Origin of the sequence: Nocardia vermiculata NBRC 100427, from assembly GCF_001613265.1 — a bacterium.
Lineage (GTDB): Bacteria > Actinomycetota > Actinomycetes > Mycobacteriales > Mycobacteriaceae > Nocardia > Nocardia vermiculata.
The window spans coordinates 52,746-67,051 of sequence record NZ_BDCA01000012.1 but is presented as its reverse complement, the minus strand read 5'-3'; the positions used below and the strand labels follow the sequence as shown (position 1 = coordinate 67,051).

Below are 14,306 nucleotides of genomic sequence, written 5' to 3'. Positions count from 1 at the left end.
GAGCAGGCGCCGGAGCGGCCGCTTGCTTCGGGGCGGCAGGTGCGGGCGCGGCCGAGGCGGGAGGTGCCGACGCCGTCGGAGCCGACGAGGCGGGATTGCTGTTGACTATCTCGCCCGGAGACTCCGGTGTGTAGTCGGCGAGGAACTCGTGCCAGCTCTCATCGACCGACGACGGATCTTGCTTGTACTTCAGATACATCTCGTCGACGAGCCACTGGTTCTGTCCGAACTGGGATGTTGAGCTGCTCACAGCAGGTGTTCGCCTCATTTCGTTCTTCGCGCTGCGACGTTTGTGACGTGCCCGGCACGGGTCATCGGCGCGATTCACGTTCCACGCGCCCTTTCCGAGGATAGGCGCAGCCTCGACTCCGTGCCCCGCCGCGGCATGGGCGGGTCATTTTCCGGACCAACCCGTCGCCGTCACCGGGCCACATCGTCCCGCCACTGCCCGGTTAACCGTTACCGGACAGACCCAGCCTCATAGGTGACGACTCGTCCCGTGTCGAGAATATTCCTTCGCCGGAATCGGCTGCCTCCCAGAGTCGGTTATAGATTCCGTGCTCGGCCAGTAACTGCTCGTGGGTGCCGAATTCCACCACCCGTCCACGGGCGATCACCGCGATCCGGTCGGCGCGCGCTGCGGTCGCCAGTCGGTGCGCAACGATCACCGTGGTCCGTCCGCGCGCCAGCGATCGGCTCGCTACCAGCACCTTCTCCTCGTTCTCCGGATCGAGCACCGAGGTGGCCTCATCGAGCAGCAGCAGATCGGGGTCGACCAGTTCGGCCCGTGCCAGCGCGATCAGCTGGCGCTGTCCGGCCGATAACCCGCGGCCACCTTCACCGACGGGCTGGGACAGACCACCCGGCAGTGCCGCGATCATCTCTTCGGCCCCGACCGCTGCGGCAGCACGGCTGATTTCCGCGGGTGTGGCGGAAGGTTTCCCGAATGCAATGTTGCTCGCCACGTCTCCGGTGAACAGGTGAGCTTCCTGCGGGACCACGCCGAGCCGGGCCCGGAACTGCCCGAGGCGATAGTCGCGGATATCCACCGCGTCGACTCGAACGGCGCCGGAGTGCTCGGCGCGCGGCAGATCGTAGAGCCGGGCCAGGAGCTTGACCACCGTGGACTTGCCCGCACCCGTCTCACCCACCAGGGCGAGTGTCGTCCCCGCCGGAATGTGCAGCGAGACGTCCGCGAGCGCCGGAGTCCTCGCATCCGGGTAACGGAAGGTGACGGCGTCGAAGCTCACCTCCCCGTGCAGCCGGTCGTCGATGGTGGCCGCGTCGGGCGGGTCGGGGGAGATCGAGGACCGGGTGTGCAGCAGCGCCTCGATCCGTCGCAGCCCCACGCGCGCCTGCTGATAGCCGTCGAAGACCTGGGACAACTGGGTGATCGGCCCGAACAGCAGGCTCAGATACAGCACGAACGCCACCAGGGTGCCCGGGGTGGTGGTGCCGTGCGCGACCTCGCGGGCGCCCAGGTACACGACCGCCGCCTGCGCCAGATCCGCCCACGCCAGGACGAAGGCGAAATACAGCGCGATCGCTCGTTGCGCTCGCAGCCGGGCACGGCGGTATCGATCGGAGTATTCGGTGAACCGCCGGGCGGCGCGCTGCTCGTGACGGTAGGCCTGGGTCGCGCGCAGCCCGGCCACATTCTCCTGGAAGTCGGCGTTGACCGTCGCGACCCGTTCGCGCGCCGCCGAATACGCCGATGCGGACACCCGGCGGAAGAACACCGTGGCCACCAGTAGTGGCGGCAGCGCGGCGAAGACCACCACGGCCAGCCCGGCGTCGATGACCAGCAGCGCGACCAGAACGCCGACCACGGTGCACAGGCTGATCAGCGCAGTGCCCAGCCCGGTCTGCAGGAACGTCGACAGTGCGTCGATGTCGGTCGTCATCCGGGTCATGATCCGGCCGGACAGTTCACGCTCGTAGTAGTCCAGACCCAGCCGCTGCAGATGGGAGTAGCTGCGGACCCGCAAGCCGTAGAGCACCCGCTCGCCACCGCGTGCGGACAGCAGGGTGCCGACCGCACCGCCTGCCCAGCCCACCAGTACCAGCGCGGCGCCCACCCCGGCCGCGACGGCGAGCACCGTGCCGTTGCGTTCGACCACACCGTCGTCGAGCGCGAATCGGGTGAGCGCGGGGAACGCCACCGAGATCACCGCGTCGACCGCCAGCAGTGTCACCACGGCCGCGAGCAGCCAGCGCACCGGACGCAGCAGCCGTACCAGCCGGAACCTCGGGTCCGGCTGTTCGAGTTCGTGATCGTCGAGACCGGGTTGCTCGGTCGCGGGGCTCAGCCGAGCCAGTGCTGCCCGCATCTCCACCGGTGCGTCCGGCTCGGCATTGGTGGCGTCGAGTCCGGAATCGGCCGTGCCGGCGTCGGGGGGCGCCGCTGGTGTGTATGGCCCGGCAGCGCCGTCGCCCGAGGCTGCGCCGTCGGCAACGGCCGGCCCCGGCAGTCGCACCACCCGGTCCGCATACGACAGCGTCGACTCCCGGTGCGCGAGGATGAGGGTGGTGCGGCCGCGGGCGGGCAGACTGTCGAAGATCGCGGCTTCGGTGACCGCGTCCACGGCGGAGGTGGCGTCGTCGAGGATCAGGATGCGGGGATCGGCCAGCAACACCCGGGCCAGCGCCAAGCGTTGCCGCTGCCCACCGGACAGGGTGAGTCCGCGCTCGCCGACGACGGTGTCGTATCCCTCGGGCAGGTCGCGAATGAATTCGTCGGCCGCGGCCATCCGGGCGGCGGCGCGGATCTCCTCGGGGTCCGCATCCGGTGAGCCGAGTGCGATGTTCGCGGCGATGGTGTCGGAGAACAGGAACGGTTCGTCGAAGGCGACGCCGATCGCCTCCCGTAGCTCACTCGCGGCCACCTCCGCGATGTCGACACCGTTGCTGTCGTCGCCGGTTTCTCCGCCTCCGGAGCCGAACAGGGTGATCTGCCCGGACTCGGGGGTGTGGAACCTGGGCAGTAGCAGGGTGAGAGTGGACTTCCCGGAACCCGCGGGGCCGATCACCGCGACCGTCTCACCGGGCCGCACCGTGAGGTCGAAATCGTGCAGGACCGGACGGCCGGGCTCGAACCCGAAGGTGAGCCCGCTGATCCGGATACCCAGCGGCCCCTCGGGTAGCGGCCGCGGCGCGACCGGATCGATGGCGGTGGGAGCCTCGTCGACGACCTGATAGACGCGTTCGGCGGCGGCGCGGGTCAACTGCGCCATCACGACGATGTTGGACAGGATCCGCGTGCTGGAGGCCATCATCGTCACGTAGGTGGCGAAGGCGAGAAAGGTCCCGATACTGATCACCGAATGCAGCGCCAGCGCGCCGCCGAGCGCGATGACGATGACGAGTCCGGCCTGCGGAATCGCCGAGACCGTCGGTGCGAACCGGGAGTCGATGCGGGCCGCGCGCATCCGGTGCGCGTAGAGCCGGCGGCCGTGCCCCTCCAGCCTCCGCACCATGCGTGACTCCTGGCCGAAGCCCTTCACCACCCGGACCCCGGTGACGGTTTCCTCGACATGCTGGGCCAGGTCGGCGGCGCGTTGTTGTGCGGTCCAGGTCGCCGCGTGCAACCGGGGCCGCACCCGGTACACCACCAGGCCCAGCAGCGGGACGGTCAGCAGCGACACCAGCGCGAGCGGTGGCGACAACACCAGCATGGCGGCCGCCGCGAAGACGAAGATCAGCAGCGAGGCCGCCGACAACGGGGCCATCGCCAGCAGCCCCTGCACCAGTTGCAGATCGCTGATCGATCGCGACACCACCTGACCGGTGCGCAGCCGCTGCTGCCGCGGTCCGTCGTAGCGGTGCAGCGCCGACAACAGGTCCACCCGCAACTCGTGCTGCACATTCAGCGCCAGGCGCCCGGCCTGCCACCGCCGCCCGTACGTCGCCGCGAAGCGGGCCACGGCCAGGGCGATCATGATTCCCGCGATCGGCCCCAGCGCTGAGACCTCACCGAGCCGGGCATGGTCCAGCGCGGCCTTCGCGGCCAGTGGTGCCGCGGCCTCGGCACCGGCACCGGCGACCACCGACACCACCACGCCGGCGAGCAGCCGTGGATGCGCGCGGCAGGCGGCCCAGAGCCTGCGCAACCAGCCGCCCGCCGGCGTCGTCCGGTGCTGGGATCTGGGCGCGCGGTCGGTGTCGTTCATGGTGATTCGAAGGTACCGACCCGTTCCGACATCGAATTGTTCCCGCACCCCGTTCGTCGGCGCGCGTCCGATCGGATCAGATATCGCGGCTGCGCAGATACCACCACGCCCCGGCACCCGCGGCCGCGGTCCAGAGCACCAGTACCACCGCCGAGGCGGCATTCGGTGGCAGATAGGGGCTGTCGGCGAAGGAACCGATCGTCACCGTGCCGATCGTGGCGGAGCCGGGCAGCAGTACCACCACGCCCGCGATGCCGGCGGCCTTGGCGATCAGCCAGATCAGCGGCTCCACGATGAACAGCCAGCCCGCGATCGCGACCACCGCCAGATTCGGGGAGCGCAACAGCATTCCCAGGGCCACCCCGATCACGCCCCAGCACAGCGCGGCCAGCAGGCCACCGCCGAAGACGCCGGTGAGCGTGGCCCCGAATTCGACGGTGTCGCGCCCGAAGGCCGCGAATCCGATGGCCGCGCCGATCTCCGCACTCACCGCCAGCAGCAGCGCATAACCTGCGCTCACCACGGCTTTGGCGCCGAGCAGCACATCGCGATCCGGTGTCGTGACCGCAGTGATTCCGATACTGCGATAGCGGTATTCGTCGCCGGCGGCGACGGCGCCACAGATCGCGGCCGCGCCGACCGCCACCGCGATCACCAGATACAGCCCGACGGTGGCGGTGCCGGTGGCCAGTACCCCGTCGCGCTGCGGGCCGGTGCCCTTCACCGCCGACGCGGTCGCGGCCACGAACCCGAGCGCCGCGAGAATCGGTGCCGACAGCAATCCCGCTCGCAGTGCGGTGATCTTGCGCAGTTCGGCGGTCGCGGCCCGGCTCACCTCGGCGGGGACGCTGGGCAAGGTGGGCAGCTGCATCATCGTGTTCCGTAGGTCGAGGCGGCAGGAGCGGAATAGGCGGGTGGCGCGTTCTTGGTGAGGATCGCCAGGACGCGATCGGGATGGACCGGTTCGGCGACCATATGCTCGATGCGAACCCCGGCCAGCCGCGCCGCGGCCTCGATCTCGGCCGGATCTGCCTCGGCCACCGCGAGTCTGCCGTCCCCGCGCATCACCGCATCGGTGAAGCCCTGCGATGCGAGCGTGGTGGCCAGCGCGATCGGACTCGACACCGCGACGACCAGCCGGTCCGGATGGGTGCGTCGCAGCCGGCGCGGACTGCCCTGATAGGTCACCGACCCGCCCGCGAGCACCACGACCTGATCGCAGATCGGTACCGCCGCGGCCAGGCTCGGCGAGGTGAGCAGGGTCGTGCCGCCGCGCCGGGCGTGCCGGCGCAGATAGTCGAAGAGCCAGGTGCGTTCGGCGGGGTCGAGCCCGTGGAAGGGGTCGTCGAGCACCAGCAGCCGCGGATCCGCGAGCAGTGCCTGCGCCAGCGCGAGCCGGGTCTGCTGCCCCTCGGACAGATCCCGTACCCGCCGTTCGGCGTCCTGGTCCAGCCGCACCAGGGCCAGCAGGGCCTCGACCCGGGCATTGTCCGCGCCGGTAGCGGCCGCGTACACCCGCAGTTGTGCTCGTGCGGTCCGGGCCGGATGCAGACCGCGCGGCTGTAACAATGCACCGACGCCACCCGTTCGATCGACCTCCGTGACACCGGAATCGGGCCGCACCAGGCCGAGCAGAATCTCGAGGAGGGTCGATTTGCCGCAGCTCGGCGGGCCGACCAGGGCCGCAGTGGTCCCGGCCGGAACAGAGAAACCGATATCGCGTAGCGCGACCACGCCTTCGAATTGTTTGTGCAGGCCGGTGACGGAGACGGCCAGTGGCCGCGCGGCGCTCATCGCTGTCCGCCCGCGGTGTCGGAGGAGCGGGGCTCGGCCACCTCGTCGACCGTGGGAAGTGGATCCGCGTCGACGACGACAGTGGGCACCGCACTTCTGGACCACCCGGCCGGAGCCGGGCCGAAGGCCTTGTGCGCGTTGTCGATCATTCTCCTGCCCAGCGCCCGGTTGCCGAATCCACCGATCGCCGCACCGATTCCGGCCGGTAGCACCTTGCCGAACATCAGCGCTCCACGCTTGGTGACGAACTGGACGACGAAGCGCTTCATGAGCGATTCGTTCATCCCGCGGATCCCGGGGATGTGCTCGGCGAGCAGCGTGCCCCAGTTCTTCGCCGAATGGCCCACGCTCTGCTGGACGATCTCCATTCCGGTATCGCCGAGCACCACCGCGAGAACCAGCGCCCGCCGGCGTTCGGAGTCCTCCGGAGCGACACCGTGGACCGCCGCGACCGCGAGGGTGTACACCGCGGAAGCCTCGAGGAAGAACGTGGTTTCGGCGCTCATCGCCGCGAGCGAGGTGAGAGTTCCCACGCCCGGCACGGCAGCGGTCGCGCCGACCGCGGTACCGCTGCCGGTCACGGTGGTGAGGTAGATCTTCTCCAGGCGTTCGAGGAGCTGCGCCGGATTGTCCTCGGGATGCGCTCGGCGGAACCGGTCGACGTACTTCGCGACCGCCGGAGCCTGCAGTTGTGCCCCGTTGTCCAGTAGAGACCTCACGGCCTTGTCCACGCCGCGGTCGAACATCGGCAACACATCCCCTCTCGTCCGGTCCGCACAAACTCTAGTGGTGCCCGGCGACCACCTGCTCAACGAACGGTGTCGTGTGGTGGTTCCGTCGCTCCGGCACGGCGCCTACCGTGGACGAGGTGAGTGGTGTCTCCGCCGGAGCTCGCCGGTTACCCGCCCCGCCGTTGCGGCCGTTCCTGGGCAGCTACGACGGCTATCTGTTGCGCGGTTTCGGCCCGGGTGTGCACGTCGGGATGCCCAGCACCGCGATCACGGTCATCGTGACCATCGACGACCCGATCGAGGTACCGGTGTCGTCGCATCCCGAGCAGGCGGGTGGGTGCTGGGACGCGCTGGCCGGCGGGATCACGCTGCGGCCGACGCTGATCGCGCACGACGGATATCAGCACGGCATCCAGCTGGCCATGACCCCGGCCGGCGCGCGGGCGCTGTTCGGCATTCCGGCCGGTGAACTGGGTTCGTGGATCGTGGACCTCTCCGATCTGCTGGGGGCCGATTCCCGGCGCGTGCGCGAACGGATCGGTGCGACCCCACAGTGGCGTACCCGGTTCGACATTCTCGACGAGGTCCTGCTCGCCCGGGCGGCGGCGGCCGACCCCCGCCGGTGGGAGATGGATGCCAACCTCGCGCGGGCGTGGCGGCTGCTCACCGATCCGGCACATCCGCTCTCGGTCGAGGACGTCGCTCGCGATATCGGCTGGAGCAGGCGATATCTAGCCACTCGTTTCAGCACCGAGTTCGGCATCACCCCGAAGGAAGCCGACCGTCTGACCCGTTTCCAGAGCTCCCATCGGATGCTTCGACGGCCCGGAGCCGGTATCGCGGAGGTGGCAGCGGTGGCCGGCTATTACGACCAGGCGCATATGGCGCGGGAGTGGCGGTCGCTCGCCGGGTGCTCGCCGTCGGTCTGGCGGGCGCGCGAGGTGTTCCCATTCGTCCAAGCCGAGGGGTGCTGAGCGCGTCATGCTGAGGTCATGACCAGCGAAACCATGACCAGCGAAACGACATCCGGCCGGACGGGGCGAGCCGCTCCGATCTGGCCGACCTTCCTCTACCGCGATGCTCCGGCGGCGATCGATTTCCTGCAGCGGGCGTTCGGATTCGTCGAGGTGGCCCGGTACGGCAGTGGCGAGGTGGTCGACCACGCCGAACTGGCCTGGCCCGGCGGCGGCGGAATCATGCTGGGCTCGGTCCGGGAGGGTGCCGCCCTGTGCAAGCAGGCGCCCGGGTCCGGATCGGTCTACCTCGTCGTCGACGATCCCGACGCCCGCTACGAACGAGCCCGCGCCGCCGGGGCGACGATCGAGGTGGAACTGCGCGACGAGGACTACGGATCGCGCGGATTCACCTGCCGTGACCCCGAGGGGGTGTTCTGGAGCTTCGGGACCTACGCGGGCGCCGCCGGCTGACCCGCCCGTCAGGCGCCGTGTGCGGCGGGCACCTGCTCCGGTGGTAGCGGCGGAGGTGGCGGGGTCCCGTCGCCGAACGGGTTGCCACCCAGCGCCTCGCGACCGTGTGGGGTGCGCCAGCCGGACAGCTCCGGGCCCTTGGGCACGATCCCGGTGGGATTGATATCGCGATGCACCATGTAGTAGTGCTGCTTGATCTGGGTGAAGTCGACGGTATCGCCGAAACCCGGAGTCTGGAACAGATCGCGTGCGTAGGCCCACAGCACCGGTTGTTCGCTCAACTTCTCCCGGTTGCATTTGAAGTGCCCGTGGTACACCGCATCGAAGCGAACCAGGGTGGTGAACAGCCGGACGTCGGCTTCGGTGATGGTGTCGCCTACGAGATAGCGCTGTTCGCTCAGCCGCTCCGATAACCAGTCCAGCGCCGTGAACAGGCGGTCGTAGGCGGCGTCGTAGGCGTCCTGACTGCCGGCGAAACCGCAGCGGTACACGCCGTTGTTCACCTCGGTGTAGACCCGGCGGTTCACCGAATCGATCTCGGCGCGCAGCGGTTCGGGATACAGCTGCGGCGCGCCGGTCCGGTGGAACCGCGACCACTCGGTGGAGAAATCCAGGGTGATCTGCGCGTAGTCGTTGGTGACCACCTGTCCGGTCGGGACGTCCACGATGGCCGGCACGGTGATTCCGCGCGGATATTCCGGGTCGCGCGCCAGATACGCATCGCGCAGGAAGTGGATGCCCAGCACCGGATCGGTCTCGCCCGGGTCGAGATCGAAGGTCCAGCTGCGCTTGTCGTGGGTCGGGCCGCACAGTCCGAGGGAGAGCACCTGTTCCAGACCGAGCAGCCGGCGCACGATCAGGGTGCGGTTGGCCCACGGGCACGCCCGGGCCGCGATCAGCCGGTACCGCTGCGGTTCGACCGGGTACCCCTCGCGCCCGTCGGCGGTGATCCGGGTCGTGATGTAGTTGGTGTCCCGGTTGAACGCTCCCGGCTCGACGTAGGAACCGGCATTCTCGGTCGGGGAGGTGGTCACCGCACCAGTGTGGCAGACACCAGCGGCGATCCGGGCGGGGTTGCGTCCGGGGTTTCCGGAACGTATCGGATCTGGATAGATTCGCTCGATGAGCGATTCGAAACCCACCCGGTTGGAGCGAACCGAGACCGCGGCCGGCGCGCAACTCGCGACCATCACCATCGACCATCCGCCGCTGAACCTGTTCGATTCGGTGCTGCTGGACTCGCTCGCCACCGACCTCGCGGAGCTGACCGCCGATCCGCCGCGTGCGCTGCTGCTGCGCGCGGAGGGCAAGCTGGTGTCCGGCGGTGTCGATGTGCACGAATTCGACGGGCTGAGTGTCGAGCAGGGAACCGCGCTCTGGGAGCGATTGTTCGAGCGGATCATCCGCCCGATCGAGCAGTTGCCGTGCCCGGTGGTCTTCGCCTCGCACGGGCTGACCCTCACCGCCGCCTTCGAGATCTCCCTGGCCTGCGATGTGCTGCTGGCCTCGCCGAAGGCCAAGTTCGGTCTGGTGGAGACGGTGGTCGGCCTGACCCCGTCGATGGGCGGTCCGCAGCGGCTGGCCGAGCGGGCCGGTTCCGGCCGGGCCAGGGAGCTGGTGATGACCGGTGACGTGTACGACGCGGCCACCATGGCGGAGTGGGGTGTGGTCAATGCGGTCCACGACGACGTCGACGCCGCCGCACGCGCCTTGGCCGCCCGGCTCGCCGACGGTCCCACGCGGGCACATGCGGCCACCAAACAAATCATCGAGGCCTGGCGCTCCGGTGGTGTGGCGCACGCCGATGCGGTGACGCCGAAGGTCTCCGGTGAACTGTTCGCCACCGCGGATCTGCAGGGTGGGGTGCGCAGCTTCCTCGAGGTAGGTCCGGGTAAGGCGAGTTACACCGGGAGGTGACCGCGCGGACATCTTTGTCGCCTAATGCCCCGCGATTGTGATCTGCGTCATATAGTCGCAGATGCCTGTTGTGCGAGGCATCCGGAGGGATTGATGACGCAGCTTCTGATCGAATGTCCGCAGCCGCGAAATCCGCTGTGCGGTAACCCCGTCGCTCGTGGAGCCGACGGCGTACTGCGGTACGGGAACCTGAACCCGGCGCTCACCGAATTGCTCGACGTGCAGGTGCACGCGTTCGCCGCCCGCGAGGCGGTGGTCGAGATAGGCGGCCCGCGGCTGACCTACCGGCAGTTGTGGCACGCGGCCTCCCGCATTGCGGGTGGGCTGCAGGAACACGGAATCGGCTACGGCGACCGGGTCGCGGTGCGGATGCCGGTGGGGGCACGCTGGGTGCAGGCCTTCCTCGGCGCCCTGCTGTCGGGAGCGGTGCCGGTGCTGGTGCACGACGGCCTGCCCGAGTCGGTGGCCGCGCAGGTCATCGCCGACAGTTGCGCGGATTTCGTGCTCGACGGCGGCGGTGCGGAGTCGGGCTACGGCGACCTGCCCGATGGTGCCTCGTTCATCGACGACGGCGCCTCCCTGACCGAATTGGCGCTGCTCTGCTACACCAGCGGCGTCGCGGCCTCGGATGCCGCGGGCGCTCCGCGCGGTGTGGAACTGACCAACGAGAATCTGCTCTCGGCCGTCCGGTCGGTGGTCGGCGCATTCGATCTGCCGACCGACGGCCTGCGCAATCTGGTCCTGATGCCGCTGGCCCATGCCAGCGGCTGTGTCGACCAGCTGTTGCCGACCTTCGCGGTCGGCGGCACCGTGGTGCTCGCGCCGGATCCGTCGACGGTCGCGGAAACGATCGTCGACGAACGGATCGATATGGTCGCCGCGACCCCGCGCACCTTCGCCGGGCTGCTTCCGGCCTTGGCCGGCCTGCGAGGAGAGCGGGTGCGTCAGGTCTGCACCGCGGGGCATCGAGCCGAAATGGCCGCTACCGATGCGGGCACCGCCGAGCAGGTGGCCGCGGGCCTACGCGAGGCGTTCCCGCAGGCGCGTCAATGGTCGGTCTGGGGCGCCACCGAAACCAGCGGCATCGGCTTGGCACTGCCGGACGGCGGTGAACCGGGTGGTGACGTGCTCGGCGTGCCCTTCGGCGGTACCGAATTGGCGCTGGCGGGCCCGCGGGCCGAGGTCGGCAGCGGCGAACTGCTCTGTCGCGGCCCGAATATCACCCCGCGCTACTGGAACGATCCCGCCCGGACCGAATCCCGTTTCACCGGTAGCTGGTTTCATACCGGCCACCAGGTCAGCATCGACACCGACGGCCTGGTACGCCGCGCCGGTTAGCGGCTACTCGAGCAGCCGGGTGTGCAGTGCGGCGCGCAGTTCGGGGGTGATGCCGATGGCAGCGAGGTATCCGTCGAGGTCGCCGTATCGCTCGCGCATCGCATCGGTGCCGGCGGTGAGATAGTCGCTGCGCACGCCGAGCAGGTCCGGTGCAATGGTCGCGCCTGTGCCGTAGCTGCGCGCCATATCGGCGGCCAGCGCATCGGCGGCTTCGTTGGAGAGCAGGAAATCGGCCATGATGTCGTCCTCGTCGACGCCGACGGCGCGCAGCAGGGTGGCGACGGCCCATCCGGTGCGGTCCTTGCCGGCCGCGCAGTGCACCAGCACCGCACCGTCGCCGCGGGCCAGGGAGCGGGCCATCGCCTCGATCGCGATGCCGGCCAGTGGCATGGTCGGGAATTCGGCATAGACGCCGAGCAGGTCGAGGGGGTGTCCGCCGGTCGTGCCGGCCTCGTGCGGGGCCCTGCCGGACCCGGACCCGGACGCGAACTCCGCCTCGGTCGCGGCGTCGGCTGCGCCCGATTCGTGCGGGGCACCGGCGCCGACGTCCGGATGGAACGGAGTCACCTCGAGCCGCACCCCCTCGGGCAGCAAGTCCGACCCCATGCGGGCGGCCTCGCCCGGTCCGCGTAGATCGTGCACGGTGGCGACGCCGAGGCGGCGCAGGGTGTCGTGTCCGCGTGCGTCCAGGCGGCAGAGTTGGGCCGATCGGAGCAGGACGCCGGTGCGGATCTTCGCCCCGCCTGCCGTGCGCAGACCGCCCACGTCGCGATAGTTGAAAGTCCCGGAAATATGCAGATGATCGGGTCGCACCGTGGTCACGCAGTACAGGTTATCGGCGTCGGTGTCGTCGTGGGGTCGAGCTGTCGTGGCTGTGGGCTTGAACACAGCGTTATAACGATTCCGGCTCCGGGCCGTAGAGTTCTGATCGTTTGTGCTCCGAAAAGGGTCGCGCTGACCGTGGGGGATTCGGTATCGCACCGTTCGGTATGGATTGCCGGGTAGATAACAAAACAATCTTTCGGTCTGTAATGTCCCATCGAACCTGGTCGCAATCCCCGGAAAACCTTTAACATAGTGAACGTTGAACGGGTCCCCGAGGGACAGCTCGGAGTGATCGCCCCTGATCCGAAAGCCCGTTGAGCGAGCCGCGCAGGCGAGGTGCGCGAGTTCTTTCGCCGAGGGAGTCGTCGTTGAGCGCTAGTGGAGAAATGATCCGGACCCGGCCGCGGCCGGCCGTCCAGGAGGCCATCGAAACGGCCTGTGGTGCCGTCGAATGTGATGGCACACGGAAGCTGCGCGTTCTGCTGCACGCCGGAGTGAGTGCCGTCTGGCCGGCCATCAAGGCGAAGCCGCAACGGCAGATTCACACCCTCGAGGTGGCGGTCGCCGCATTGCGGCGGCGCTGGGAGGATCGGCTGGACCCGGCCGATACGCCCGGGCCGGAGTTGTTCCGTGAACTGGATGCCGAGGTCGGCGCGTACCTGAAGCTCTGTGCCGAGCGGTCCGATACCGAATGGCTCGAACCGGTCGAGGCGATTTCGGCCTATGTCGTCGCCGTCATGCACGGTGCCGTGATGCGCTGGCTGGCCGAGGGAGACGACGAGATCATCCTGGTGGTGTGCGACGATCTGGTATCGACGCTGACCACGAAGGCTGTTTGCCGCTGACGCCGCTGCTGCTGGTGGTCGGCACTGTTGCGCTGTCTACGGTTCTGGACGTATGACCAGTTTCGTGATTGGCTGGTGGATGTGACAGATGCGTCGCCGATTGCCGACCTGCACGCCGCGACCGCGGATCTGGACCCACCACTGGCTGCTCTGGATCTGAGGGCACTGCGTGCCAATGCTGCCGACCTGGTTCGCCGCGCCCGCGGCGTGCCGATCCGGGTGGCGAGCAAATCGGTGCGCTGTCGCACGGTCCTCGAGGAAGTGCTGGGCTCGCAGCTCACCGGACAGGGCGGATTCGCCGGGATCATGTCCTACTCACTGCGTGAGGCGCTGTGGCTGGCCGGGCACGGTGCGCGCGACATACTGCTGGGATACCCCAGCGTCGACCGCTCGGCACTGGCCCGACTCGGCGCCGATGCGGCCGCGCTGGACGCGATCACCCTCATGGTCGACGATGTAGCTCAGCTCGAGCTGATCCGGTCGGCGGTCGGCGGTGCCGGGGTCAGCCCGAGGATCTGTCTCGACGTCGACGCGTCGCTGCGGATCGGACCACTGCATCTAGGGGTCCGCCGCTCCCCGATTCGCACCCCGGAACAGGCCGGGCAGCTGGCCGCCGCCGCCCGCGCCCGCGGCTTCCGGGTGGTCGGTGTGATGACCTACGAGGCGCAGATCGCGGGCCTGCCCGATACCAATCCCGCTGTGCGCGTGGTGAAACGTCTGTCCGCGTCCGAGATCGGTACGCGGCGGGTACAGGTGCTCGACGCGGTCCGCGCGGCCGTGGGCGAGCTCGAGATCGTCAACAGCGGTGGCAGCGGTTCGATCGAGGTCAGTGTGTCCGCGCCCGAGGTCACCGAGGTGACCGCCGGATCGGGCCTCTATGTTCCGACCCTGTTCGACGGATATCGCGCCTTCACACCGCATCCGGCGCTGTACTTCGCGCTGCCGGTGCTGCGCCGACCTGCGGCCGATATTGCCACGGTCTTTGCGGGCGGTTATATCGCCTCCGGGCCGGCGGGTGCCGCGCGGGTGCCGAAACCGGTATGGCCCAAGGGTTTGCGCCTGATCGGCACCGAGGGGGCGGGTGAGGTGCAGACCCCGTTCACCGGGGCCGGGAAGTTGGCGGTCGGGGATCGGGTGTGGATGCGTCACGCCAAAGCGGGTGAGCTCTGCGAGCGCTTCGATCAGCTGCACCTCGTCGATCCCGACGGTCGCCGCACCGCGGTACCGACCTACCGGGGTGAGGGGCGCAACTTCGGCTAG

At 69.1% G+C, this 14,306-nt stretch carries 13 protein-coding genes; 6 read left to right on the top strand and 7 right to left on the bottom strand.

Features of this window, described 5'->3' with window-relative positions:
- The 5 genes from NV2_RS30825 to NV2_RS14595 form a co-directional block, all read right to left on the bottom strand.
- On the bottom strand, positions 1-250 hold a 250-nt coding region (locus tag NV2_RS30825), incomplete at its 3' end, for a 2-oxoglutarate dehydrogenase E1 subunit family protein (protein WP_176580248.1).
- A gap of 202 nt (positions 251-452) precedes the next feature.
- Positions 453-4,169, bottom strand: a complete 3,717-nt coding sequence (locus NV2_RS14610; protein WP_067873520.1) for an ABC transporter ATP-binding protein — start codon at positions 4,167-4,169, stop codon at positions 453-455.
- Positions 4,170-4,245: 76 nt separating this feature from the next.
- Positions 4,246-5,043: an ABC transporter permease gene (locus NV2_RS14605; protein WP_067873464.1), complete on the bottom strand. Its 798-nt coding sequence runs from the start codon at positions 5,041-5,043 to the stop codon at positions 4,246-4,248.
- On the bottom strand, positions 5,040-5,963 hold the full coding sequence (locus tag NV2_RS14600; RefSeq protein WP_067873461.1) for an ATP-binding cassette domain-containing protein: 924 nt from the start codon (positions 5,961-5,963) through the stop codon (positions 5,040-5,042). The genes NV2_RS14605 and NV2_RS14600 overlap by 4 nt, the downstream gene beginning before the upstream one ends.
- On the bottom strand, positions 5,960-6,709 hold the full coding sequence (locus tag NV2_RS14595) for a hypothetical protein (RefSeq protein ID WP_067873517.1): 750 nt from the start codon (positions 6,707-6,709) through the stop codon (positions 5,960-5,962). Before NV2_RS14595 ends, NV2_RS14600 begins: the two co-directional genes overlap by 4 nt.
- Positions 6,710-6,831: 122 nt before the next feature.
- Here NV2_RS14595 and NV2_RS14590 point away from each other — a divergent pair, with 122 nt between their 5' ends.
- Together NV2_RS14590 and NV2_RS14585 are read left to right on the top strand one after the other, a co-directional pair.
- The gene (locus tag NV2_RS14590) at positions 6,832-7,668 is read left to right on the top strand and encodes a helix-turn-helix domain-containing protein (protein ID WP_067873514.1); all 837 of its coding nucleotides are present in this window, start codon (positions 6,832-6,834) and stop codon (positions 7,666-7,668) included.
- An 18-nt stretch (positions 7,669-7,686) separates the two neighbouring features.
- The gene (locus NV2_RS14585; RefSeq protein ID WP_084474682.1) at positions 7,687-8,121 is read left to right on the top strand and encodes a VOC family protein; all 435 of its coding nucleotides are present in this window, start codon (positions 7,687-7,689) and stop codon (positions 8,119-8,121) included.
- An 8-nt stretch (positions 8,122-8,129) separates the two neighbouring features.
- Here the strand turns inward: NV2_RS14585 and NV2_RS14580 are convergent, their stop codons facing one another.
- Complete coding sequence (locus tag NV2_RS14580; RefSeq protein ID WP_067873507.1) at positions 8,130-9,155, bottom strand: glutathione S-transferase family protein; 1,026 nt, start codon at positions 9,153-9,155, stop codon at positions 8,130-8,132.
- Positions 9,156-9,243: 88 nt separating this feature from the next.
- Between NV2_RS14580 and NV2_RS14575 the strand changes: the two genes are divergently transcribed.
- Together NV2_RS14575 and NV2_RS14570 are read left to right on the top strand one after the other, a co-directional pair.
- Entirely contained in the window at positions 9,244-10,038 is a 795-nt protein-coding gene (locus NV2_RS14575; protein WP_067873458.1) for an enoyl-CoA hydratase/isomerase family protein, read from the top strand.
- Between the two features lie 93 nt (positions 10,039-10,131).
- On the top strand, positions 10,132-11,376 hold the full coding sequence (locus NV2_RS14570; protein ID WP_067873455.1) for a class I adenylate-forming enzyme family protein: 1,245 nt from the start codon (positions 10,132-10,134) through the stop codon (positions 11,374-11,376).
- Between the two features lie 3 nt (positions 11,377-11,379).
- Here NV2_RS14570 and NV2_RS14565 read toward each other — a convergent pair whose 3' ends face one another.
- Positions 11,380-12,198, bottom strand: a complete 819-nt coding sequence (locus tag NV2_RS14565; RefSeq protein ID WP_067873504.1) for a tyrosine-protein phosphatase — start codon at positions 12,196-12,198, stop codon at positions 11,380-11,382.
- Between the two features lie 371 nt (positions 12,199-12,569).
- Between NV2_RS14565 and NV2_RS14560 the strand changes: the two genes are divergently transcribed.
- Together NV2_RS14560 and NV2_RS14555 are read left to right on the top strand one after the other, a co-directional pair.
- A complete protein-coding gene (locus NV2_RS14560; RefSeq protein ID WP_245662607.1) occupies positions 12,570-13,046 on the top strand; it encodes a TetR family transcriptional regulator in 477 nt (158 codons plus the stop codon).
- Between the two features lie 81 nt (positions 13,047-13,127).
- Complete coding sequence (locus tag NV2_RS14555; protein ID WP_067873503.1) at positions 13,128-14,306, top strand: alanine racemase; 1,179 nt, start codon at positions 13,128-13,130, stop codon at positions 14,304-14,306.